The 23,741-nt window shown below is 34.9% G+C and carries 22 protein-coding genes and 1 pseudogene; 14 read left to right on the top strand and 9 right to left on the bottom strand.

All coding sequences use genetic code 11. The features are described from left to right. Positions 1-101: 101 nt before the first annotated feature. The 4 genes and pseudogenes from ILT06_RS09155 to ILT06_RS09145 all read right to left on the bottom strand — a co-directional run bounded on the left by ILT06_RS09155 (position 102) and on the right by ILT06_RS09145 (position 3,421). Positions 102-530 carry a hypothetical protein gene (locus tag ILT06_RS09155; protein ID WP_088048392.1) on the bottom strand — a complete coding sequence of 143 codons (429 nt, stop codon included), beginning with the start codon at positions 528-530 and terminating at the stop codon, positions 102-104. Positions 531-725: 195 nt separating this feature from the next. Beyond that, the gene (locus tag ILT06_RS32465; protein ID WP_240383353.1) at positions 726-1,064 is read right to left on the bottom strand and encodes a Gly-Xaa-Xaa repeat protein; all 339 of its coding nucleotides are present in this window, start codon (positions 1,062-1,064) and stop codon (positions 726-728) included. Between the two features lie 462 nt (positions 1,065-1,526). Continuing rightward, positions 1,527-1,906: pseudogene (locus tag ILT06_RS32460) on the bottom strand (collagen-like repeat preface domain-containing protein); the annotation flags it as partial. A 243-nt stretch (positions 1,907-2,149) separates the two neighbouring features. After that, positions 2,150-3,421, bottom strand: coding sequence for an ATP-binding protein (locus tag ILT06_RS09145; protein ID WP_064476640.1), 1,272 nt, complete (start codon positions 3,419-3,421; stop codon positions 2,150-2,152). A 160-nt stretch (positions 3,422-3,581) separates the two neighbouring features. Between ILT06_RS09145 and ILT06_RS09140 the strand changes: the two genes are divergently transcribed. After that, entirely contained in the window at positions 3,582-4,427 is an 846-nt protein-coding gene (locus ILT06_RS09140; protein WP_064476639.1) for a DUF72 domain-containing protein, read from the top strand. Between the two features lie 290 nt (positions 4,428-4,717). Here the strand turns inward: ILT06_RS09140 and ILT06_RS09135 are convergent, their stop codons facing one another. The 4 genes from ILT06_RS09135 to deoD all read right to left on the bottom strand — a co-directional run bounded on the left by ILT06_RS09135 (position 4,718) and on the right by deoD (position 8,350). Next, positions 4,718-4,912: a DUF3924 domain-containing protein gene (locus ILT06_RS09135; protein ID WP_001094858.1), complete on the bottom strand. Its 195-nt coding sequence runs from the start codon at positions 4,910-4,912 to the stop codon at positions 4,718-4,720. 124 nt (positions 4,913-5,036) lie between these two features. Then, complete coding sequence (locus ILT06_RS09130) at positions 5,037-5,567, bottom strand: tyrosine-type recombinase/integrase (RefSeq protein ID WP_000806236.1); 531 nt, start codon at positions 5,565-5,567, stop codon at positions 5,037-5,039. Positions 5,568-5,674: 107 nt separating this feature from the next. Continuing rightward, a complete protein-coding gene (locus ILT06_RS09125) occupies positions 5,675-7,486 on the bottom strand; it encodes a sensor histidine kinase (RefSeq protein WP_088048394.1) in 1,812 nt (603 codons plus the stop codon). Between the two features lie 156 nt (positions 7,487-7,642). Continuing rightward, positions 7,643-8,350, bottom strand: a complete 708-nt coding sequence (gene deoD, locus ILT06_RS09120) for a purine-nucleoside phosphorylase (RefSeq protein WP_000110707.1) — start codon at positions 8,348-8,350, stop codon at positions 7,643-7,645. Between the two features lie 175 nt (positions 8,351-8,525). Between deoD and ILT06_RS09115 the strand changes: the two genes are divergently transcribed. Next, on the top strand, positions 8,526-9,314 hold the full coding sequence (locus tag ILT06_RS09115) for a hypothetical protein (RefSeq protein WP_064476637.1): 789 nt from the start codon (positions 8,526-8,528) through the stop codon (positions 9,312-9,314). Positions 9,315-9,318: 4 nt separating this feature from the next. Here the strand turns inward: ILT06_RS09115 and mprF are convergent, their stop codons facing one another. Continuing rightward, positions 9,319-11,904: a bifunctional lysylphosphatidylglycerol flippase/synthetase MprF gene (gene mprF / locus ILT06_RS09110; protein WP_064476636.1), complete on the bottom strand. Its 2,586-nt coding sequence runs from the start codon at positions 11,902-11,904 to the stop codon at positions 9,319-9,321. A gap of 186 nt (positions 11,905-12,090) precedes the next feature. Between mprF and ILT06_RS09105 the strand changes: the two genes are divergently transcribed. The 12 genes from ILT06_RS09105 (at position 12,091) to resE (ending at position 23,716) form a co-directional block, all read left to right on the top strand. After that, a complete protein-coding gene (locus ILT06_RS09105) occupies positions 12,091-12,480 on the top strand; it encodes a hypothetical protein (RefSeq protein WP_064476635.1) in 390 nt (129 codons plus the stop codon). Between the two features lie 22 nt (positions 12,481-12,502). Next, positions 12,503-12,994, top strand: coding sequence for a YpuI family protein (locus ILT06_RS09100; protein WP_016133998.1), 492 nt, complete (start codon positions 12,503-12,505; stop codon positions 12,992-12,994). Between the two features lie 105 nt (positions 12,995-13,099). Further along, on the top strand, positions 13,100-14,014 hold the full coding sequence (locus tag ILT06_RS09095; protein WP_222655026.1) for a superoxide dismutase: 915 nt from the start codon (positions 13,100-13,102) through the stop codon (positions 14,012-14,014). Positions 14,015-14,125: 111 nt separating this feature from the next. Continuing rightward, positions 14,126-15,250, top strand: coding sequence for a D-alanyl-D-alanine carboxypeptidase DacB (gene dacB, locus ILT06_RS09090; protein ID WP_064476633.1), 1,125 nt, complete (start codon positions 14,126-14,128; stop codon positions 15,248-15,250). Continuing rightward, the gene (gene spmA / locus ILT06_RS09085) at positions 15,243-15,839 is read left to right on the top strand and encodes a spore maturation protein SpmA (protein WP_000247805.1); all 597 of its coding nucleotides are present in this window, start codon (positions 15,243-15,245) and stop codon (positions 15,837-15,839) included. Before dacB ends, spmA begins: the two co-directional genes overlap by 8 nt. Next, positions 15,836-16,366 (top strand): spore maturation protein SpmB, encoded by a 531-nt coding sequence (gene spmB / locus ILT06_RS09080; protein WP_000029511.1) that lies wholly within the window; start codon positions 15,836-15,838, stop codon positions 16,364-16,366. The genes spmA and spmB overlap by 4 nt, the downstream gene beginning before the upstream one ends. Positions 16,367-16,658: 292 nt before the next feature. Beyond that, positions 16,659-17,387: a 23S rRNA pseudouridine(2605) synthase RluB gene (gene rluB, locus ILT06_RS09075; protein WP_064476632.1), complete on the top strand. Its 729-nt coding sequence runs from the start codon at positions 16,659-16,661 to the stop codon at positions 17,385-17,387. 94 nt (positions 17,388-17,481) lie between these two features. Continuing rightward, entirely contained in the window at positions 17,482-18,003 is a 522-nt protein-coding gene (resA, locus tag ILT06_RS09070; protein ID WP_064476631.1) for a thiol-disulfide oxidoreductase ResA, read from the top strand. Between the two features lie 121 nt (positions 18,004-18,124). Further along, complete coding sequence (gene resB, locus ILT06_RS09065; RefSeq protein WP_064476630.1) at positions 18,125-19,750, top strand: cytochrome c biogenesis protein ResB; 1,626 nt, start codon at positions 18,125-18,127, stop codon at positions 19,748-19,750. A 14-nt stretch (positions 19,751-19,764) separates the two neighbouring features. Next, a complete protein-coding gene (resC, locus tag ILT06_RS09060; protein WP_064476629.1) occupies positions 19,765-20,922 on the top strand; it encodes a cytochrome c biogenesis protein ResC in 1,158 nt (385 codons plus the stop codon). A 302-nt stretch (positions 20,923-21,224) separates the two neighbouring features. Continuing rightward, complete coding sequence (resD, locus tag ILT06_RS09055) at positions 21,225-21,941, top strand: DNA-binding response regulator ResD (protein WP_000426862.1); 717 nt, start codon at positions 21,225-21,227, stop codon at positions 21,939-21,941. Continuing rightward, a complete protein-coding gene (gene resE, locus ILT06_RS09050) occupies positions 21,941-23,716 on the top strand; it encodes a sensor histidine kinase ResE (protein ID WP_222655025.1) in 1,776 nt (591 codons plus the stop codon). The genes resD and resE overlap by 1 nt, the downstream gene beginning before the upstream one ends. The last annotated feature ends 25 nt before the right edge of the window (positions 23,717-23,741 follow it).

Raw genomic sequence — 23,741 nt, 5'->3', positions numbered from 1 at the left:
GCCTCTTTTTCGTATGAGAAATTAAGTGAACTTTTAATCGGTGGGAGGAGCTGTATCTATCTCTACGAGTTGTTAGCCCATATCAATTGGGATAAATAGTATTACTCGTTAAGTGTAACATTTGTACTGCCAAAGGATTGAGAATCGTATGTGATGATTATTTTTCCTTTACTAATAGGCTCGTAAAGTAATTCTTCTTCGTAATTACCATTATTTTCATTGTGGATAGAAAGTGTGATTTCATCGATTTTTTTATTTGTATACTGATCTTTAATCGTTTCAGCAATTTGAAGTAACGCTTCGGAACTAGAAGCTTTCGTAATAAGCATTCCTTTTATAACCTTTTTTTCATTCTTTGTGGTATTGGAATAAGGGATGTTGCTTTGTTTTGTATACAAAAGTTTGTATGGAACAGTTTTTCTCTCTGCTTTTGATATAGTGGAATATTTTAGAGTTAAAAAAAATCCTACACATAAAATAATGCATACCATAAGAGCAAACCAAATGCGTATTAGTGACATAACTCTCATCTTCATCCCTCTTTCATATCTTTGACTTCACTATTTATCATACAAAATGAGGATTAAGACAGAGTAAATTTGAGGTAAAGAAACGTAAAGAAGGAGCACTTATCCTCCCAAATAAGTGCTCCTTTCTATATAAAGAGAGATTTAATGCACGGTTAAACGATACATATTAGTATAAATCTATTTATTGATTGAAAATTAGTAAATTCGGAATACGGATAGTGTTGCAGTTGTATCACCTGTGTTAGGAATAGAAATAGTGTTTGCTGTAGGCTGTATAGAAATCGTTGTACCAGCTTGTAAAGTAACGATTGTAGAGAAAGAAACAGCACTACCGATAACGTTAGTTGAGAAATTACGAGTAGGTGGTTGACCATTGAATGAAATACCGAATCCAAATGGTGAAGATCCTGGGAAAGTTGTAGACGCTGAGAAACTAATATCATATACGCCTGTTTCTAAAACTGTTAGAGTATCTGTAGTGTCATTAAAATTAATATTATTTATTTCAAAAACTTGATTGAATTGGATATTCATTCCAGGTGATATAGTTTGAGCATTGGAGTTTCCAATTGCAGCGATAGTTACAGGAATTGGAGTACCCGCTGGTCCTGTTGCGCCAGTAGCGCCTTGAGCACCAGTAGCACCTTGAGCACCAGTAGCACCTTGAGCACCGGCTGGACCTTGAGCACCAGTAGCGCCTTGAGCACCAGTAGCACCTTGAGCGCCGGCTGGACCTTGAGCACCAGTAGCACCTTGAGCACCGGCTGGGCCTTGAGCACCAGTAGCGCCTTGAGCGCCGGCTGGACCTTGAATACCTTGAGCTCCCTGAGGTCCAGTAGCGCCTTGAGCACCCGCTGGTCCCTGAGCACCTTGAGCACCAGTAGCACCTTGAGGTCCAGTAGCTCCTGTTGCTCCTCCTCCAAGGCAACCTGATCCGTATTGAACTAGGATAGTTTGAATCTCTGTTATGAGTTTAACTAATTTGTCGATCGTACAACAATCTACTTTGAATAACTTAGCGATATACAATAAATAATTAAGCAGGCTTTGTAGTTCAACGTACAATGCTCCGCATGAGAAAGGGTTGTTCTTAAAATAGTTAATAGATTAGCAATAATAGAATTTCCAATTTGTTTTTGTGCTGGAGATAAATCTAAGCAATTGAGGAATTTTTGTAAGTTATTTAGGGCAGCGATTAAGTTATCGATATTATTTTGAGAAGGGTTTTGAAAGACAGCTTGAATAGCTTGGCCAAGAGCTTGAAGAAGTCTAACGAATTCTGTAAGTTCGGACTTAGAAATGTTAATATGACTACAAGCTCTGACTTCGCAACAATCATTCCCATAAAATACTTTTCCTTTATTTTTATTGTTCATCTTTTCATTCCTTTCTTTCATAGAATCAATAGTCATTACTATATATTAAAATGAAGTTCATACTAAATTCGTGATGGACAAACTACCATTTCTAAAAAAATAAGAAATTGGCCCATCTAGCAAAAATAAGTAAGATATAGAGAAGGGTTTATATAATGTAAAGAAGAAACGTGCAACATAAAAAACTGCATGCCAATTGTTGGGAGTGTTTAACAATTGGCATGCAGTTTGTGGCTTGGTCCTTTATTTGCATTGATTTAATTTTTCAAGGGCTGTTTTAGGTAAGATTGGAATTGAAATAGTGAAAGTTGTACCATCTTCAGTACTAGTCATTTTTAATGTACCGTTATGATTTTGAATGATTTTCTTCGTTACGGACAAGCCAAGCCCTGTACCTGAATCTTTTGTTGAGAAGAATGGATCAAAGATGTATTCTTGAATGGCTGGAGGAATACCAATCCCATTATCAGTGAAAGTAATACGAACAAAATTATCTAGGCGATAACTAGTAATTTGGATAGAAAGTTTTTTTTCACCTTGGGCATCGAAAGCGTTCTGAAATAGGTTTAAAAAAACTTGCACAAGTTCGTGACGATCAATATGGACCAATACATCATCTAATTCGGTAGAAAAATTATAATCAATTGAAATGTTATGTAAAAATACTTCACTAGCTAGTAACTGTTGAATATACTCACGTAAAAATGTATTAATAGGAAACGGTTCTCTTGTAAATTCGCGTGTTTTTGAAATAGATAAAAATTTTGTAATAATACTATTTGCACGATCTAATTCAGGAATAAGTAAGTTTTTAAATAGTTCTTTATTAGATGGAGAAACAGTTTCTTGTAAAAATTGTAAATAACCTCGTACGGTTGTAAGAGGATTACGTACTTCATGTGCAATACCGGCTGCGATTCGTCCTGCTAACGAAAATTTTTCTGCATCACGTTCTGTGTTTAAATAATGAAAGACACTAATAACTCTAAAAATCTCTCCGTTATAATCACGAATAATTCGGTTATTTAAAATGCCATAGTTTTTGTCTAAAACTTCTTCATTATATATTTCTGTTCCCGTTCTTAATGTTTCAAGAGCTTTAATTTTTTCTTCTGGTAATTGTAGTAATTGTTGAATTGGCTTTCCGATTATATCATTTCGTACTACACCAAAATCATCTGCTGCAATTTGATTACATAATGTTATATTTCCTTTATTATCAACAAAGGTTACATGATGTGAAAAAGCATCAAAAATATGAACAAAGTATGTTTCAAGTTGTTTAAATAAAAATAATGAATCGCAAGTAAGTTGAAAATCAGCCTCTCTATTCTCTTTTTGTATGTTTTGAATGGAATGAGTCGTTCTCGTTTTCTTTATTTGTAAACCAATATGTGGATTTTTGTATGTGAAATGATGTGGTAATTGATTCACAAGTTCTTCATAAAAACGTACTTTATTTTCTAATTCTTCTATTCGTTTTTCATGAGATACAATATCATCGTTTGGAAGCATAAATAAATAACCCCTCAATTTAAAAATTCTTCCATCTAGTATATCATATTTTTATACGGATACTCTTAAAGAAGGGGCTACTTAATGAAATTGATTAGTCGAAGTGTTCAGGAAGTGAGTAGAATGAATAGAAGGTGAAGTGAAAAAGGGAGGGATATATTTGCTTTTCATTGGAGTGACAGGGTGGGGAGATCATGATTCTTTATATATAGATCCCTATGAAAATAGAAATAAATTACGAACATATAGTGAGCATTTTCCTATTGTGGAAGTAGATAGTTCATTTTATGCGATGCAACCTGCACGAAACTATACAAAATGGGCAATGGAGACACCGAAAGGTTTTTCTTTTGTCGTAAAAGCATATCAAGGGATGACCGGACATATGAAAGGTGAAATCCCTTTTTCTACGTTCGACGAGATGTTTGATGTGTACAAACAATCTATTCTGCCTTTAATAGAAGCTGATAAATTAAAAATGATTTTATTTCAATATCCACCATGGTTTGATTGTAAAAAGAAAAATGTGGATTTTCTTCGATATACGAAAGAAAAAATGGAAGGTTTACCGTGTGCTATAGAATTTCGGAACCAAACATGGTTTTATCCGGAAATGAGAGATAAGACGCTACAGTTTTTGGAACAAGAGAAATGGATTCATACCATTTGTGATGAGCCACAGGCCGGGACAGGTTCGGTACCGCTCGTATTAGAAGTAACGAATGCAGAGATGGTGTTAATACGTTTTCATGGTCGAAATGTTCATGGCTGGCTTGATAAAGGAGAAAATTGGAGAGCGGTTCGTTGCTTATATCGCTACAACAATAAAGAATTAGAAGAATGGGTAGAAAGACTAGAGCAATTAAAAAAGAAGACAAAGGACATATATGTACTATTTAACAATAATTCGGGCGGAGATGCAGCGGATAATGCGAAACAACTTATGAAAATGATGGACATTACATATGGTGAGCCGAAGCCCGAGCAATTAAATTTGTTTGAATGATAATAAACAAGAAAGGCACTGTACAAACAGGGGGAATGTACAGTGCCTTTCTATATGAAAAAGAGGGGTAACAATGTTACTGAGCGTTTGGTTGATTCATCAATTGTTGGCTTCGTAATAAATGATAATGGTTATCATTATCAATGTCAATAGTTTTCCGAAAAATAAATAAAAAACTTTTTATGAGACATTAAAAGTAGATAGATTTCTAAAAAAGTGTGGCTGATGCAAAGAAGTTTTTCGGGGTATCCAGTAAACCATTGATAAAGTATCAAAAAAAAGAACAGCAATTAATGCTGTTCTTTTCCAGTGATGAATTGTTGTAAATCAAAAGGAGTTATCGCTTGGATAAACTCTTTTGAGATAAGTGTTTGAACAAGAGTACTCTCAGAAATGGAAGCACCTGTTTTCTTTTCATAAGCTTGTTTTAATAAATCAAGTTTTTCAGCCGTTTCTTTCGGTAATTCAATTGTTAATGTGTTCATAATTTCTCCCCCTTACTATTAGAGTACCACTACAATATAGGAGAGACAAGACAAGAAAAGAGAATGTGAAACATAAAAAAGGTTACCATTTATAAATGGTAACCTTTTTTATGTATAAGAGTTATTAAGCAATACCGATATACTTTAAAGTTTTTGATGGAGTACTATGATCAAAGAAGTGTTGTAAAAATGCGATATCAACACCTGATTTGTATGCACAATATCCCCAAGTTTTTCGAAGTGTATGTGAGCTAATCCCTTCTAATCCAACTTCTTTTGCAGCTTTGTTTAAAATGTACCATGCATGTTGTCTCGTAATAGATTTCGTTCCTTTTTGAGACTTTAATAATGGTTCATTACGTTTCCAAGTTTTACGTTCTTTCATGTAGTCTTCGATCGCGTGCTGTAAGTCTTCATTTACAGCAAACCATTTATGTTTTTTTACTTTTTCATTGTAAAATAAAATGGAATGGCGAACATTTTCATTTTCATCAATTACATCACTAACTTTTAATTGTAAGATTTCACTTACTTTTAAGCCAGAATTTACAGCTAATACGAATAATAAGCCATCACGTTTCGAAGATTGTAAAAGTATATTTTTGATAGTTTCTAATTGTTTTTCATTTTGAATAGGTTGTCCTGCTTGTTTCATTTCACGCACTCTCCTCTTTTATGTGTGTAAAGGAAAGGATTAACTTGTTTCTTACTATAAAGGGAGAGTGTGAATTTCATGTGAACTCCTAGTGAAATTAAGACAAATTATTTGACTTCTTTTACTTTTTGTAAATTAAAGTAGAATACAACACTATTAGTCGTGTTATATACACCGTACTCGGCATGGTGGAGGTCTAAAATGTTTTTTACAATAGATAACCCGAGACCGGTACCTCCAGTATGACGGCTACGAGATGCATCTAAACGGTAGAAACGATCCCAAATTTTTTCAAGACTTTCTTCAGGGATAGGGTTTCCTGTGTTTTCGATTTCGACTTTTACTGTATCTTCCATTGCTATAACGGAGACTTGTATTTTTTCTCCATCTGGCGTATAGCGAATTGCATTGCTAAGTAAGTTCACAACTACTTGCTCAATACGACTACGATTCGCTTTAACAACTATCGAAGAGTCTACATCTATGTTCACTTGTAAATGCTTTTCCTCCATGCTAAATAATAACTTTGTATAGACTTGTTGAATTAATTCACCGATTGAGAATGTCGTCATATCTAGTTTGTACGTACCTGATTCTAATTTTGCTAATTCTAACATTTCAACAATAAGTCTGTTCATGTTTTCGGTTTCTTCTAAAATAACATCTGTGTAATATGTCGTATCTTTACTAACGCCATCTTTAATTCCTTCTGCGAAACTTCTAATTACACTGAGTGGTGTTTTTAATTCATGTGATACACCAGAAATGAATTCTTTTCGCGTTTTTTCCAATTGACGTTCACGTTCAATATCTTGTTGCAATTTTGTATTGGCAACATTTAATCGATCGATTCGGTCTTTTAAGTTTACAGATAACGTATTAATACTGCCGGAAAGCCCACCAATTTCATCGTCTGCTGTTACAGGTAATTTCTCACTAAAATCAAAATTGGCCATTTTCTTTGTAACGCGATTCATTTTAATTAATGGTTTCACAATGATTTTTGAATAGTAGAAGGATAATAAAATAATTACGAGAAAAACGATGATTAAGGCATAGACATAATAATCCTTTAAAACGAGCATTGCTTCATTAACAGGTTGCAAAGACGCTATGGCAAAAGCGTATTCTGTAATTTTTCCATTTTCCACAATAGGTTTTACAAAGATACTATTTTTTATATTCTCTCCACCATCTATTATATAAGTGTTTAATTGGTGCGAGTTAGCAGTGCCATTTCTAATAATGTCTGCAAAATATTGAACGGCTTGTAATGTTTCAAAATCATTTGCAAGACGAACCTCGGCTTTTGATGGAAGCTGTAATTTAGATACAATACCAGTAAACTCAATTTGAGTCACAGTTTTGGAGCGGTTTGTAAGTCTATTTTTAGAAGAGTTGCCATTAATGGATTGAAAATCTGAATTGAAACGTTCGTTTTGCCATCGATTATAATTTGTTGTCAATTCTAGTGGTGTTATTGTTTTCCCTCGTACCAAACCGACGACGTTTATCATGCCATCTTTTTTCAATCCTAAGTTTTCGAATTTCTTATATTCTTCAGGCGTTAAAAGATTATTGAGTGGAATGAAATATGTTTCATTATTTTTAGGATTAATTACATCAATGTAGTAATTGTTGTCACTTTTAATAATGCCCTCAGAATTTAAAAATTGCATATCAGCATTTGTTTTATCATGAAATTCTTGTTTTAGTTTTCTAACTTCCTCAGGGTCTTTTTCGCTTTTTTCATAATTAGCTACGAATTTTTCAAAAGCAGTTTGAACTGTTTTTACTTTTTTATTAATATAAAATTTCTCTAAAAATAGAGATTGTCCTAAGAAAAAAAGGAGGAATATGATTGTAAATAATGTTGATGTTAATAAAAATAGTTTAAAGACGATACTTCTGTTTTTCACTGCGTCACCTCTTGTGAGAAATACTGTAAATGATTTCTTTATTATAACAAACGTTACAAAAAAGTAGAGGAGAAAATCTGTCTCTTCCGAAAGTAGTTTTTAGTAAAAAGTCACATAAAAAGAACTCGACAGACGTATGACGAGTTCTTTAATGTATTATTGTTGAATTGCTGCATCTAAAGCGATTTCAATCATTTCGTTAAATGTAGTTTGACGCTCTTCAGATGTTGTTTCTTCACCAGTGAAAATGTGATCGCTTACTGTTAATACAGATAACGCATTTACACCGTATTTCGCCGCTAATGTATAAAGAGCAGTTGTTTCCATTTCTACTGCTAGTACACCATAATCTCCAAGTTTTTTAACCATGTCCATGCTTTCGCGGTAAAATACATCTGCTGTTAAAACATTACCAACACGAACGTGTAAGCCTTTTTCAGTTCCAGCATCGTAAGCTTTCTTTAAAAGGTCAAAGTTTGCAGCTGGTGCAAAATCAAAACCTGGGAATGTTAAACGGTTCATATTAGAATCCGTACAAGCTGTCATTGCAATAATAACGTCACGTACTTTTACGTCTTTTTGAATCGCACCGCAAGTTCCAACGCGAATTAAATTTTTAACTCCGTAGCTTTGGATTAATTCGTTTACATAAATAGAAATAGAAGGAACACCCATACCTGTACCTTGAACAGATACGCGTTTTCCTTTATAAGTTCCAGTGAAACCTAACATACCACGCACGTTATTATAGCAAGTAACGTCCTCTAGAAATGTTTCAGCGATATATTTTGCACGTAATGGATCACCAGGTAATAGAATAGATTCAGCAATTTCGCCTTGTTTTGCTTCAATATGTACACTCATGAAAAGTCCTCCTTATAATGTATCGATAGAAATCAATATCATTTGCATTATACACTATCAATCCTTTCAATTAAAATCTTTTAATTATTTGTAATATGTGCAAAGCAGGAGGATTTCATAAATCATAATCTAGAATATATATGTAAGAAGTTTTGTATGAACAGAGACAATAAAAATGGTAGGTGATGTTTTGAAAAATCTTGTCATTGGACTTGTTGCTTTGCTATTTATTGTAGTAGGAGGATTTTACATAAAAAAGTATCAGGAAACTACAGAGACTGTAGGTGATGTTCAGGAAGTAAAATGGGATGTGTCAAATGGAAAAGGAAATGAGAAAGTAGATATTTTATTTCAATTACTAAATAATAAAAATAACGAAGTTCGTGGTGTGAATGATCAAATTCGGGCAGTTATTGTAGACGGACAATTAAAGCATGTACAACAAATGAAACCTACATTTGCAGGAAATGGATCCTATAAGGTATCTTCCAAAATAGCGAAAGATGAAGGGTATACAATATTTTTATATGAAGACAAAAATAAATCTGTGAAATCATTTGCGAAGAAAGATTTTGGGAGAGAAATAGAGGAGAAAAATAAGAAAAAAGTAAAATTTCCAATCGATAGTGTACTTACAAAAAAAATAGGGGAGTATGAAGTTTCTCTTTTATTTGGTGCATTGCATCCGAATGAACCAGCGACGTTAACATTTCAATTCCAAGCGAAAAAGGGTGACAAATTGAAATTACATTCAGAGAGAGGAGAAGTAGAGGCGCTCTATATCGTGGACGAAACGAGAGAAAACTTTTTATACGCAATACCTGTTGATACAGATGAGCAATTACAATATCGTATTACATTTCCTATAGAAGGAACGTATAAAATATGGGGAGATTTCTATATAAATGGTAAGAAATATGAAAAAGAATTTATTGTACAAGTTCAAAAACGAAAAAACAGCTAAATGTTTAGCTGTTTTTTCGTTTTCCTATTAATTTTGTTACAGAGAGCATTGTAATTGGTAAAGAGTGATTCTTTCTAAATGCTAAATATTTACCGCTCCATGCTGGTTTATATTTTTCTTTAAAATGACGTAGCCCGCTAAAACTATACGTATAACGAACATTATTAAAGATGGCAGCAGCAACTCGTTCAGACCAGAAAGATTGTGTCGATAAACCTACATTTGAAAGTGGGGCCATACCAATATTAAAGGAGTGGTATTCATTTTCTTTTGCCCACTGGAATAGGTGGATGAAAATTGCATCCATAATGCCGCTAGGCGCATCTGGATAATAGCGCATTAAATCAACAGACAATGATCCGTCTTGATATACGGGCATAAAGGTCGTGAATGCAATGATTTTTCCATCCGCATCACATAATGTAGCGATAGGAGCACGGCTAATATATTCACGATCAAAATATCCGAGGGAAAAACCTTTCTCTTTTTTTCCGCCGAGCCACGCATCTGAAACTTTTCTTAATTCTTCAAATAATTCGTTTGAGAACGGTGGCTGGTGAATAGAGAATGTATAGCCTTCTCTTTCAAAACGGTTGAAAGTTGCTCGCATACCGGCGCGTTTTTTTCCTGTTATTGTAAATGTGTTCAAATCAACGACAGCTTCTTCACCAAGTTTAAAGAAGTTATAACCAAAATCATGATATAAACTCATCCATTTACTTTCTATTTGGTAGAATACACAAATGTATCCAAATCGATCAGCTTCAGCTAAAAACTCTTGTAACACAGTACGGTAGGAGGAAGGAGCCCCAATTGGATCACCTAGCACAACGAGACGTTTTCCAGTTATAGAGAAGAGAAGGAGCGCTTTCCCATCACTACTGAAGAAGAATTGTTTATCTCCTAAAAATCCTAAATGACTAAGTACATTACCATCATGTTCATCTAAAAAGTTTTGCAATCTTTTATCATTAGCTGGTTGCCCGGGAAATTCATTTCGATAACGATTGGCAATGAGTGAGCCAATCAGTAAAAATGTAGGAACGAAAAAGGCAGCTGCTAATGCACTTCGTTTCACTTGCGTAATATTACGAACGACAAAATCAGGTTTAAAAGCTTCTTTTGCACCTGCAAATAAAATACCTAAGTTTTTATATAAATATAAAGTGATGAGTAAGAATATAAAAACTTTGACCATATCAGAAAGTGAGACTTCCATTTTCTCGCGTACAAATCTTTTACGAAGCATATATAATACAGCGAGTACGATTAATAAAATAAACGTCTCTTCAATATCAATCCCTTTTAGCGTATTAAAGATGGCTGCTCCGATTAAAGAAATAATCGTCATATAGTAAGAACGTTTTGTTCCATAATATATGCCTCGTGAAAGGATCAGGAGGAGAATACCAAATGTTAGTGATAAGCTAAAAGAAAATTGAATAAGATGTTTTGGAGCTAGAATATGTAAGGCGTGTGCTCTGTTTATACTTGTCGGTAGAATGGTCGATAAAATAACCATTAATCCAGCAAATACTGTTAAAGCAGCAGAGGCCCATGAACCTAGTTTTCCTAGAAAATCACGCTGCAAAGTCCATATAACACCAGTTGTTTCTAATGCAGGCGCAATAAAAGGTTTATCTTCAAACTTTTTAATGGCCACGCCTGTCATTTCAAAAGCTGCAAAAATAAGACCAAGGCAGAAAGGTAAAATGTAATAGACGAGGCGATATAATAACATGGCAGGTAGTAATACGCCTGTATCAATGCCATATTGTCCGAGCCCAGTTAAAAAGACAAGATCAAATGAACCAAGTCCACCAGGAACAAGACTAACAACACCAGCTAAAGCAGCAATTACATACACACCTAAAAACTTTTGAAATTCGATATCGATACCAAATAATATTAGTATGACGTACATAACAATACCGGCAGATACCCACTCAACTAATGAAACTAATGAGTATAAAACAGTTGGATTTTTCTCTTCTTCCCCCTCTTCTTGCTCTTCGGTTTGCTTTGATTTTCTATTTTTTAGTTTAGAAAAGCCAATGTATATAGGGACGAAAAGGGCGAAGAAAATAAGAACAGGCCATAGCCACGGTTTTTCATGCAAAATAAAACTTGTGTCTAATATTCCAATAAGACCGAGGAAAGAAAGAATTGCGAGTCCGTTAATAAAAGCGGTTGTCATCCAGGCAATACTTTTAATAAGTTTGCCATTTTCTTTTATGTATGGACGATAAAGCATTGTGCGTACACCAGCTCCAACGAGACCACCAAACCCAATAAATCCATTTAAAGTATTAGCAATCCATGAGATACGAAAAATCTTTTGGACTGGTATATCAGCTTTTAAATAACGAAGCATAACATAGTCATAAAAGAACATTGTTGATACGGCAAATGCACCAAGTGTAATTGCTAAAAAAACTCCTCCGGTTGGAATGTTTTTAATTGTATTGATTGCTTCTAAAAAAGAAATGCCTGCTAATTCTTTTTTTGCTTGAAAGAATACAATTGTTAATACAACAAATGGGAAGATAATTTTCCCGATTTGTAAGAAACGTTTCCATGAAAACGACATAAATACAACTCTCCTTGTATAAGAAAACTGAGACAATAATATTATTATGACAAACTTCAAGAAAAATAAAAAGGTAAATTCCTGTATAGGGAAGCTATTTTTTATATGGGTTATATTTAAAAGAGTATTTCGTTTGTCAGAAAATTAAGTTAAAATGAATTGAAAGAAGGAAGAGAGGGGAAGTAGATGATTATAATAGGTTATGCGGGATATGAGTTAGAGAAAGCGAAACCTAATACATCAGAAGATTTCTTTAATAGATCTGAAGTGACATATATATTAAATAATAAAGAAAGAACTTTTTCCGTTTTATACGTTCGATATTTTGAAGAAATTTTACAAGAAATTACTCCTTTTGAAGGAAATCCAGTATGTAAAGTAGAAGAACAAGACATATATTTACGAGATATTGTAGCGATATGTTGTTTATTGAAAGAGAATGAGCATCGCATGCAAAAACGTTTATATTTAAATAATATAGAAGCATTCCAACAATATTTTGATGAGGGAACAGTGGTGAAAGTACAAGAAATATTGGCTGAATTACATAAAAATAAAAGAGTAGAAATAGCGTGAAATGGCAAAGGAGAGGGAAAAAATGTCTAATCTGATGGTTGAAAATCAAACAGAACAAGTTTCTATGTTTTTAGAAGATGTTATTACTTTGATAACCAATTATGTAAATTATCATACGTTGCCTTCTTTATTAGAAGAAACACCAGCAGGGAACGAGCAATATTATAAAGGGTTATTAGCATCAATGAGACGTCTTCTCGTTTTTTGTGAAGAAGGACATGATGCATGTTTTGTTTTGTTAAATAGCCAGCCATTTCGAAAAACAGCAGCTGAGAAAATTTTATATAAAATTTATCATCAAGTAATTGCAGAGTTTTTCTCACCAAAGAGTGATCATTGGTATGAAAATAGTCGGTCTGCCTATACAGGGAAAAACTCCATCGTTTTTCAACAAACGCCACCAGCATCTATAGAGCAAGTGATGAAGAGTTTAGAAGGTAAATTTCAATTGATGCGAGAAGAACTAGAATATTATGAGACGGATTACCAAACAAAGATGTTACACAAATATTAATTGCGAAAAAGAAGCTAAGGGGACTTAGCTTCTTTTCCTTTTGTAAAGTTATATAAGGGATTTCCTTTGAATATATTTATGGGGATAGCATTAAGGAGGTGTAACATGAGTCAGCAAGGTGTATTTACAGATTACTTTCATGAAGTAGAAAGCTGGTGTGAAAGTGTTCTTCACGTATTGGATAGCCGTGCAATGGAAGTGTATGATGTCCATATGCTTGCTTATAAAATTCAAACGTTATTAGATCGTATGAAAGAGCATGAGTATGATACAGATGCAGAGTTTATGTATGAAATAAGTGATGATGTAGAACATATTCAGCATCATTTGCAGGAAGTATTCGTGCAGGGAGAAGAGGAATATGAACTATATGAAAGAGGGGATAGTAAACGAGCTGTTCCAATTGGAGGGCATACACTTCCACCATTACCTTATCCGTATAATGCGTTAGAACCGTATATTTCTAGAGAAATTATGATGTTACACCATGATAAACATCATCGCAGTTACGTGGAAGGATTAAATAAGGCAGAGAAGATGATGGAAGAAGCGAGAAAAACAAATCAATTTGATTTAATTAAGCATTGGGAAAGAGAAGCGGCTTTTCATGGATCAGGTCATTACTTACACACGATATTTTGGAATAACATGAAAAAAGATGGTGGCGGAAGTCCAAGAGGGGCTCTTTCACAACAGATTGAACAAGATTTTGGGAGTTTTTTACGTTTTCAAAAACATTTCACAGAAGCAGCTTCTAAAGTGGAAGGATCAGGCTGGGCGCTTCTCGTTTGGGTACCACGATCTGGAAGATTAGAAATTTTGCAGAGTACACTTCATCAATTATTTACACAATGGGATACGATACCGCTCCTCGTACTAGACGTGTGGGAACATGCGTATTATTTACAATACCAAAATCGAAAAGATGAATATATTAAAAACTGGTGGAATGTTGTAAATTGGCCTGATGTAGAAAAAAGATTTGAAAGTGCGAAACAAATTGAATGGACACCGTATTAGACGCAGGTTCTCTGCGTCTTTTTTATTAGAAAGAGAAAGAGATTTCGTTCATATTTTAAAAGGCCAAGCATACACTTGTACAAAAAGTGCCAAAAGGACGTGGGGGGAAATATGAGACGAATTTGTGTAATAATCACGCTTCTTATTATGTACGCAAGCGTTATGCCAATTCCTACATATGCAAAGATGAACAGTAATGTCAGTGCTCGAAATGCTGTATTAATGGAGCAACAGTCCGGTCGTGTATTATACGGAAAAGCAGAACATGAGCCACAAAAAATTGCTAGTATAACAAAAATTATGACAGCCTTGTTAGCTGCTGAATCAGGAAAAATGAAAGAAATGGTATCGGTTAGTAATGAAGCGGTGAGAGTAGAAGGATCAGCAATTTATTTAAAGCCTGGACAGAAAGTAAAGTTAGAGGATTTAGTATATGGACTCATGCTTAGATCTGGTAATGATGCAGCGCAAGTAATTGCTGAAAATGTAGGAGGAAGTATAGAAGGATTCGTATATTTAATGAATGAAAAGGCGAAACAAATTGGAATGAAAGATACTCACTTTTCAAACCCACATGGTTTGGATGGAGATGGATCCCATTATTCATCAGCCTATGATATGGCACTTTTAACGAAGTATGCAATGGGGAACGAAACCTTTAAGAAGATTTTTGGGACGAAAACGTATAAATCAGATTCGTGGGATTATCCGTGGAAAAACAAACATAAACTCGTGACGTCTTATTATGAATTTGCGACAGGAGGAAAAACAGGTTTTACGAAGAAAGCAGGGCGGACACTTGTTACAACAGCATCAAAAGATGGACTAGATCTAATTGTCGTAACTTTGAGCGCTTCTAGCGATTGGGATGATCATATGAATTTATTTGATAAAGGTTTTGAACGTTTCAAGCAAACGAACGTTGTAGGACAAGGAGCTCTTGCTGAAATAACAGAAAAGAAATATGCCAATCATGTTTATATGAAAAATAGTTTTGCGGTGCCTTTAACTGAGCAAGAAAGAAAGAATGTCATATTAAAAGTTGAACTCGATAAAAGTGCAAAACTTAAGGATGGAGTAAAAGTTGGAAAGACAGAAATTTATGTTGGCAACGAGAAAGTTGGAGAACGGAATTTATTTTATAGTAAACGAAAGTTAGTAGCTACGACGGGAATGTATTGGAATAATGTGAAAGAAATTTTTTCTCATATGATAGGTGTTGGGAGCGATGGTTAATCTCGTATGGGTAGCGATGGCAGTCATAGGGATTGTATATGCCATGATAAATGGGACGATGGAAGCAATAAATAAAGCCGTATTTGACGGAGCCAAAGACGCAGTAACAATTTGTATAGGACTTATTAGTGTATTAGTATTTTGGCTCGGTTTAATGAAAATTGCAGAGGAAGCAGGGTTGTTAAAAAAGTTAGTGGCACTTTTTATGCCGATAGTAAAAAGGTTGTTTCCAGAAATACCGAAAGATCATCCGTCAATGGGATTTATTTTATCGAATATGATGGCGAACTTTTTTGGGCTAGGTAATGCAGCAACCCCTCTTGGTATTAAAGCGATGGAACAATTGAAAGAGTTAAATGGAGGAAAGGATTCGGCGAGCCGTTCTATGGTGACGTTTCTCGCGTTAAATACATCAGCGATTACTTTAATTCCTACTACTGTCATTTCGATTCGAATGACGTATGAATCAGCGAATCCTACTGAAATTGTTGGGGTAACATTCATTGCACAAGTACTCTCTATGATCGGAGCGATTTGGATTGACCGCTATTTTTACCGAAGAAGGAGTAGGAAGGGGCGGAAAAAATGAGTATTGTAAATACAATTTCATTATGGGTAATCCCTTGTGTAATTGGTTTTATCCTTTTATATGGCACGATAAAGAAAGTACCAACCTATGAATCGTTCGTTGAGGGAGGAAAAGAAGGAATTCAAATTGCAATCTCCATTTTACCGTTTATGGTTGGAATGCTCGTATCTATTTCTATATTTCGAGCTTCAGGTGCATTAGATGCAATGATATCAGTAATGAAGCCGATGTTAGATTTAATTCATGTCCCAGCAGAAATTGTTCCACTAGCACTTATACGCCCTATTTCAGGATCTGCTGGTTTAAGTATTACGACCGATTTAATTGCCACATATGGGCCAGACTCGTTTATTGGAAGATTGGCTTCTACGATGCAAGGGAGTACGGATACGACTTTTTATATTTTAACAGTATACTTCGGAGCTGTTGGAATTAGAAAAATGGGAGATGCATTAAAAGTAGGACTTTTTGCCGATTTAATCGGGATTATTTGTTCAATTGTGTTTGTTTCTTTAATGTTTAAGTAAGGCGGCTATTCATTTTTTATGCTATTTCGCTTATAATACGTATACGACCACTATTAAGGTGTTGCTTAATAGTGGTTTTTTTATGCGGTATTTTTGACAAAATGATGAACTTTTATTGTGAGCAATATGAAGAATATGGACAATAATAAAAGGTAAAAACATGATTTGCCCTTTATATGTTTATTATCATCGCTATGTTGTTTAAGTAAGATGAAGCGAAAAGCCGTCAAGCGTATGCGGTTGCCAAGTCTTTCTAATGTAAGGTAAGATAAATTCGAGGTGAAAAAAAGAAATGGAACGATTACAAAAAGTGATTGCGCAAGCAGGTATTGCATCGAGAAGAAAGGCTGAGGAATTAATTCAGCAAGGAAAAGTAAAAGTGAATGGAAAAATAGTGAAGGAGTTAGGAACGAAAGTAACTCCTCAAGATAAAGTAGAAGTAAATAACATCCCTCTTGAAAAAGAAGAACCTGTTTATTTTTTACTATATAAACCAACTGGCGTAATTTCAAGTGTATCAGATGATAAAGGAAGAAGTGTTGTAACAGACTTTTTCCCTGAAATTAGACAACGTTTATTCCCAATCGGACGCTTAGATTATGATACGTCTGGCGTATTATTGATGACAAATGATGGGGAATTTGCAAATGTATTAATGCATCCGAGATATAAAGTTGAAAAAACATATGTTGCAAAAATTAAAGGGCCATTAACAGGTGAGAAAATTCGCATGTTAGAACGAGGTGTTGCATTAGAAGATGGGAAAACAGCACCAGCACAAGTGAAAATTATTTCTTGGGACAAGCGTAAAGAGACTGCGATTGTACAATTAACGATTCATGAAGGACGTAATCGTCAAGTACGCCGCATGTTTGAAGCGTTAGATTGTAAAGTAGTGAAACTAAAGCGTGAACGCTACGCCTTTTTAGAAGTGGGTAACTTGCGACCTGGTGATGCGAGAGAATTGTCACCACATGAGGTGAAACAATTACGTGCATTGGCTTCTACAAAGCCGCGCTAATCGATAGTGTGAAACTTTCACCAGTGGAATGCTCCGCTGGTGATTTATTAAAAAATACATATATTTATCACTCGTCGAAGAGAGGGGAGACAATATGAAAAAAAATCGCTTATTATTTCGCGTTATTATTCTGCTCATTTTAAGCGGTGCTGTAGGATTTACACTTTATCAAGGATTTTTTGCTGATAAAGAGAAAATGCAAATTGGAAAAGAAGCACCTAACTTTGTTGTGACAGATTTAGAAGGAAAGAAAATTGAACTGAAAGATTTAAAGGGAAAAGGTGTATTTTTAAACTTTTGGGGCACTTGGTGTAAACCGTGTGAGAAAGAAATGCCTTATATGAACGAATTATATCCAAAGTATAAAGAAAAAGGTGTTGAAATTATTGCGTTAGATGCAGATGAAACAGATATTGCTGTTAAGAACTTTGTGAAACAATATGATTTGAAATTCCCAGTTGCTATTGATAAAGGAACAAAAATCATAGGCACATATGGGGTAGGACCATTACCGACAAGCTTTTTGATTGATAAAGATGGAATAGTAGTCGAACAAATTATAGGTGAACAAACGAAAGAACAGTTAGAAGAATATTTAAAGAAAATTACTCCGTAATAAAGAAAGCCTTTACATATGAGGTGCATACTTATAGTGCCTCTGATTTAAAAATTCTGAGTATTGCGGTAACTTGAGGTTAGAATATACAATAGTACATATAGATATAGGGGCGGTGAGAGTGTTGAAAGAAATTAAGTGTGAATGTGGACATGTTAATCCAATAGGAACTGTTTTTTGTGAAGCATGTGGGAAACCATTTGAAAGTAATGAAAATATAAAACTATTGGATATGCGCTATGAGGGGAGTGCTCGGAGATCTCTCACACAAACAAAAACGATAGTCGATAAAATTTGGAGCTTTTTCTCTTCTGTAAAAGTGGGTGTCTGGCTCATTGTAATCACTTTAGCTGCATCAGCGATAGGAACTATTTTTCCGCAAGAAATGTACATAACTCCAGGGATTGCACCAGCTGAGTATTATAAGCAAGAATATGGGTTTTTAGGGCAATTATACTATCAATTAGGATTTAATAATTTATACGGTTCTTGGTGGTATATGATTTTAATTGCTTCAATAGGTATTTCACTGGTGATATGTAGCTTAGACCGTGTTATACCACTTTATAAAGCTTTAAAGAAGCAAGGGGTGAAAAGACACCCTAGCTTTTTAAAGAGACAAAGATTATACGGGACTGGTACACCACAAGATGGTGACTTGGAAAGAGTGCAAAAGAATTTAAAGAAAGCAAACTATAATGTGAAAGTGGAAGACGGTAACATTTTAGCTGAAAAGGGACGGTTTTCACGCTGGGGTCCATATGTGAATCATATCGGTCTCATTATCTTTTTATTCGGTGCAATGCTCCGTTTTTTACCGAGTATGTACGTAGACGAAGCGCTTTGGTTACGTGATGGTGAAACGAAAGAAATACCAGGAACGGATGGTCAATACTATTTAAAAAACGAGAAATTTATAAAGGAAGTTTATGATAAAAGTAAGGACAAGGAAGTTTTTGATGAAGCAATTGACCGTGTAGGTGATAAAATGATTGCGAAAAACTTCCAAACGAATGCTGTATTATATAAAGCGGTCGGCGAAAATATAGCAGGACAAAAACCGAAATTAGAAAAAGTAAAAGAAGCGGAAATTCGAGTGAATGAACCGCTGAAATTTGATCAATTTGCTGTATATCAAGTGGATTACAAAGAAAGTGAATTTAAAAGCATGTCATTCCATTTGCAAAACAAAGAAAATAATCAAAAGTGGGGACCGATTAAAGTAGATTTAACGAATCCTACAGAAAAATTTGATTTAGGAAATGGTTATTCTTTAGAACTATTAAGCTATTTCCCTGATTTTTATTTTGACGAGAATGGAAGACCAAATACGAGAACGAAATTACCAAACAACCCTGCATTTGTGTTTAAAATGTTTACGCCTGAAACACCAGATGGTGAAGTGAGTTTTGTTGGTATTCAGCAAAATATAGAACCAGATGGGAATAACAAATATAAAATGTCCTTTGCAGGTGTTGAAATGCAAAATGCAACAGCACTTACTGTAAGGAAAGATTTAACGCTTTGGATTCTCGGTATTGGAGGATTTATATTTATGGTTGGTGTCATTCAAGGGATGTATTGGAATCATCGCCGTATTTGGATACAACGCGTTAATGATGAATGGTGGATTGCAGGACATACGAATAAAAATTGGTTCGGTTTAAAGAAAGATATTGAAAGAGTACTAGAAGGTACAGCAATTCCACAGCCAAGCGATAAAGTAGTGGATAAAAAAATTAGTTAAGGTGGGGAAACGATATGGTGCAAATAAGTAGTAACTTTCTCTTTACCGCATTTATTTTATATTTAATTGCAACTCTATTTTTCGGGGGAGCAATTAAAGAAAAAGGTCATAAATGGGCAAATATAGGAATAACGATTACAATTTTAGGGTTTATTGCACAAACAGTATATTTTGTTACGAGATGGATTGCATCAGGACATGCACCAGTTAGTAACTTTTTTGAGTTCGGTACGTTTTTCGGCATGATGCTTGTCGGAGCATTTATTGTCATGTATTTTATGTATCGCGTAAGTATAATCGGACTCTTTGCATTACCAGTTGCGCTTTTATTAATTGCCTATGCAAGTATGTTTCCGAGGGAAATATCTCCGCTTATTCCTTCTTTGAAAAGTAATTGGTTACATATTCACGTGACGACTGCAGCAGCAGGACAAGCAATTTTAGCAATTAGTTTTATTACGGGTGTTATGTATTTATTGAAAAATGTAGATCAATCAACGAGAAGTAAACGTACATTTTGGTTAGAAACGGTAGTGTTCACACTTGTTTGTACAGTTGGTTTTATTGCAGTGACAACGGTATTTTCTAGTATGAAATATGAAGCGAAGTTTCAATGGATTGATAAAAATGAACAACAAGTGGAAATGAAGTACAATCTTCCGGCTTTAGTAGGACCGCACGAAGGAAAGTTATTGACAGAAAATAAATTAGAACCGACAGTTGAAGTTCCAGCGATTGTAAATGCGAAAAAATTAAATACTGTTATTTGGTCAGTGTTAGTTGGGACATTACTTTATATTGTATTAAGACTTGTTTTACGCAAACGAGTATCGGCAGCACTTCAGCCGTTAGTAAAGAATACAAATAGTGATTTACTGGATGAAATCGGATATCGTTCTATTGCAATTGGATTCCCAGTTTTCACATTAGGTGCATTAATTTTCGCCATGATTTGGGCACAAATAGCGTGGACGCGTTTTTGGGGCTGGGATCCAAAAGAGGTTTGGGCGCTTATTACTTGGCTCTTTTATGCGGCGGTATTACATTTACGCTTATCAAAAGGGTGGCACGGAGAGAAGTCAGCGTGGTTAGCGGTAATTGGTTTTGCAATCATTATGTTTAACTTTATTGTAGTAAACTTAATTATCGCGGGTTTACATTCATACGCATAGAGAAATAAAATAGGAGAGTGAATGTCACTTTCCTATTTTATTTTTGTCAACTTTTCTTCTTTTTTGAGAAAAACATGACAAAGTAGCGGTTGATTTTGTAAAATGATGTCGAGGACATTATGTACTGTTCAAAAAAAATACATAGTTTTGGAAAAAAAATGAACAAACTTTATTATTCTTGTGAAGCATAATATGGGAAGTGAAACATTTAGAAGATTGCTTAAATAAACGAGAATAGCGCAACATACTAGTGTAGAAGGGTAGGTGTAAACCGTTGTGGTAAAAGTACGCAACGGGTAGAAATGGAAAATGAATCAAGAATTTTAATTGTAGACGATGAGGATCGTATTCGTCGTTTGTTGAAAATGTATTTAGAAAGAGAACAATACACAATTGAAGAAGCGGACAATGGTGATACAGCTTTAGAAATGGCGTTACAAAATGATTACGATTTGATCCTATTAGATCTTATGATGCCAGGTAAAGATGGTATTGAAGTGTGTAAAGGGGTTCGTGAGAAGAAAGCGACGCCAATTATTATGTTGACGGCAAAAGGTGAAGAAGTAAACCGAGTACAAGGGTTTGAGGTAGGAACTGATGATTATATTGTGAAACCATTTAGCCCACGTGAAGTAGTGCTTCGTGTGAAAGCGGTCTTACGCCGTTCTGTACCAACAACGTTCTTTACACAAGATACAACGACAAAAGATGTTACTGTGTTCCCTCATTTAACAATTGATAATGATGCACACCGTGTTACAGCAGATGGTAATGAAGTAAACTTAACACCGAAAGAGTACGAATTACTATTATTCTTAGCGAAAGCGCCTGATAAGGTATTTGATCGTGAGCAATTGTTAAAAGAAGTATGGCAATATGAATTCTTTGGAGATTTACGTACAGTTGATACGCATGTAAAGCGTTTACGTGAGAAGTTAAGCAAAAAATCACCAGATGCTGCGAAGATGATTGTTACCGTTTGGGGCGTAGGTTACAAGTTTGAGGTTGTGAACGACTGATGCTTTGGAGAAGTGTAGTAGGGAAGTTATGGATGACCATATTACTTCTCGTTTCGTTTGTGCTTGGATTTGTTGCGATTTTACTTTCACAGTTTTTTAGAACATATTATGTTGATATGAGTGAAGCTAGGCTTCAAAAAGTTGCAACAAGTGTTTCAGAGTTAATTGAAGAAGGTGCCGATGTAAAAACGATTGAGAATATCGCGTACAAATTCTCTGATCCACTTTCAAGGATCATTATTGTAGAAGATGGTAAAGAAATATCTTCTTCGCCGAAACAAGAAGGATTAGTCACTCTTACAATGGATGATTTGAAAGAAGATAAAGAATTAGCGGCTGTTTTTACAGACAAAAAAGAAATTAAGAATAACATTAGAAAAGCCTCTAATAGTAGAAAGAATAAAAACACTGAAAATGATATTATGATTGTCGGAAAACCAATGCATTCAAAAAATCAAAGTGCAGTGTTCGTATATGAATCTTTACAAGTACCGATACAAGGTATGGAGAGAACGACTGATTTTATATTCTTATCAGCAGGGATAGCGATTATATTAACAACGTTCTTTGCATTCTTCTTATCTACTCGAATTACAGCACCACTCCGTAAAATGCGTGAGGTTGCTTTTGAGGTCGCGCGTGGGAAGTTTGATGCGAAGGCTCCTATGGTATCTCAGGACGAGATTGGTGAGCTTGCAACGGCCTTAAATCAAATGGGGAAACAGTTGAAGTTTAATATGAATGCCCTGCAGCAAGAAAAAGAACAGTTAGCTAGTATTTTAAGTAGTATGGCAGATGGGGTTATTACGTTAAATCAAGAAGGTGAAGTCGTTGTAATTAATCCGCCGGCTGAACATTTCTTACAAGTTTGGCAAGAGGAAAAGGAAGTCGAGCTCAGTAAAAAACTACCTTCTGAACTTGTTGAACTATTCCATCTCGTTGTAGAAAGCGAACAACAACAAGTGGTTGAAATTAATTTACAAAAAGGGAACTATGTAGTTCTTATGACTCCGCTGTACAACCAAACGAAAATTCGCGGTGCTGTAGCTGTATTACGTGATATGACGGAAGAACGCCGTCTTGAGAAGATGCGTCAAGACTTTATTGCGAACGTATCACATGAACTTCGTACACCGATGGTAATGCTTCAAGGGTATAGTGAAGCGATTTTAGATGATATTGTGCAAACGAAAGAAGAAATTAATGAGTTTGTTCAAATCATTTATGATGAATCCGTTCGTTTAGGTAAACTTGTAAATGAATTATTAGATTTAGCGCGTATGGAAAGTGGTAATGTAGAGTTACATATAGGTGAAGTTGATATTCATCCTTTCGTTGAAAAAATAGGTCGTAAATTCCAAGGGATTGCAAAGGACAAAGAAGTCGCATTAACGGTTGATTTCCAAAATCCAATTGAGCAATACCCGTTTGATGCAGATCGTATGGAACAAGTATTGACGAATTTAATTGATAACGCAATTCGTCATACGAATGCAGGCGGATATGTAACGCTTGTAATCGATACGAAAAATAATGGTCTTACTTTTGAAGTACAAGATTCGGGCGCTGGTATTCCAGAAGAAGATATTCCATTTTTATTTGATCGTTTCTACAAAGCTGATAAAGCAAGAACACGTGGGAAAAAAGGTGGAACAGGGCTCGGGCTTGCGATTGCAAAAAACATTGTGCAAGGCCATGATGGTAAAATTGCTGTTTCAAGTGTTGTTGGAGAGGGAACTACATTCTCTGTATATTTACCGAATCGTATAATTTAGATATACGTTTTTAAAGTTGATAATG

It is taken from the genome of Bacillus sp. 17RED48, from assembly GCF_019837545.1.
GTDB lineage: Bacteria > Bacillota > Bacilli > Bacillales > Bacillaceae_G > Bacillus_A > Bacillus_A wiedmannii.
The sequence above is the reverse complement of the archived record's forward strand: the minus strand, read 5'-3'. Positions and strand labels throughout refer to the sequence as shown.

What these genes read in the sequence shown, in the direction of transcription:
- ILT06_RS09155 (WP_088048392.1), bottom strand. Translation starts at nt 530, where the DNA reads ATGAGAGTTATGTCACTAATACGCATTTGGTTTGCTCTTATGGTATGC.
- ILT06_RS32465 (WP_240383353.1), bottom strand. Translation starts at nt 1,064, where the DNA reads ATGAATATCCAATTCAATCAAGTTTTTGAAATAAATAATATTAATTTT.
- ILT06_RS09145 (WP_064476640.1), bottom strand. Translation starts at nt 3,421, where the DNA reads ATGCTTCCAAACGATGATATTGTATCTCATGAAAAACGAATAGAAGAA.
- ILT06_RS09135 (WP_001094858.1), bottom strand. Translation starts at nt 4,912, where the DNA reads ATGAACACATTAACAATTGAATTACCGAAAGAAACGGCTGAAAAACTT.
- ILT06_RS09130 (WP_000806236.1), bottom strand. Translation starts at nt 5,567, where the DNA reads ATGAAACAAGCAGGACAACCTATTCAAAATGAAAAACAATTAGAAACT.
- deoD (WP_000110707.1), bottom strand. Translation starts at nt 8,350, where the DNA reads ATGAGTGTACATATTGAAGCAAAACAAGGCGAAATTGCTGAATCTATT.
- ILT06_RS09115 (WP_064476637.1), top strand. Translation starts at nt 8,526, where the DNA reads ATGGTAGGTGATGTTTTGAAAAATCTTGTCATTGGACTTGTTGCTTTG.
- mprF (WP_064476636.1), bottom strand. Translation starts at nt 11,904, where the DNA reads ATGTCGTTTTCATGGAAACGTTTCTTACAAATCGGGAAAATTATCTTC.
- ILT06_RS09105 (WP_064476635.1), top strand. Translation starts at nt 12,091, where the DNA reads ATGATTATAATAGGTTATGCGGGATATGAGTTAGAGAAAGCGAAACCT.
- ILT06_RS09100 (WP_016133998.1), top strand. Translation starts at nt 12,503, where the DNA reads ATGTCTAATCTGATGGTTGAAAATCAAACAGAACAAGTTTCTATGTTT.
- ILT06_RS09095 (WP_222655026.1), top strand. Translation starts at nt 13,100, where the DNA reads ATGAGTCAGCAAGGTGTATTTACAGATTACTTTCATGAAGTAGAAAGC.
- dacB (WP_064476633.1), top strand. Translation starts at nt 14,126, where the DNA reads ATGAGACGAATTTGTGTAATAATCACGCTTCTTATTATGTACGCAAGC.
- spmA (WP_000247805.1), top strand. Translation starts at nt 15,243, where the DNA reads ATGGTTAATCTCGTATGGGTAGCGATGGCAGTCATAGGGATTGTATAT.
- spmB (WP_000029511.1), top strand. Translation starts at nt 15,836, where the DNA reads ATGAGTATTGTAAATACAATTTCATTATGGGTAATCCCTTGTGTAATT.
- rluB (WP_064476632.1), top strand. Translation starts at nt 16,659, where the DNA reads ATGGAACGATTACAAAAAGTGATTGCGCAAGCAGGTATTGCATCGAGA.
- resA (WP_064476631.1), top strand. Translation starts at nt 17,482, where the DNA reads ATGAAAAAAAATCGCTTATTATTTCGCGTTATTATTCTGCTCATTTTA.
- resC (WP_064476629.1), top strand. Translation starts at nt 19,765, where the DNA reads ATGGTGCAAATAAGTAGTAACTTTCTCTTTACCGCATTTATTTTATAT.
- resD (WP_000426862.1), top strand. Translation starts at nt 21,225, where the DNA reads ATGGAAAATGAATCAAGAATTTTAATTGTAGACGATGAGGATCGTATT.
- resE (WP_222655025.1), top strand. Translation starts at nt 21,941, where the DNA reads ATGCTTTGGAGAAGTGTAGTAGGGAAGTTATGGATGACCATATTACTT.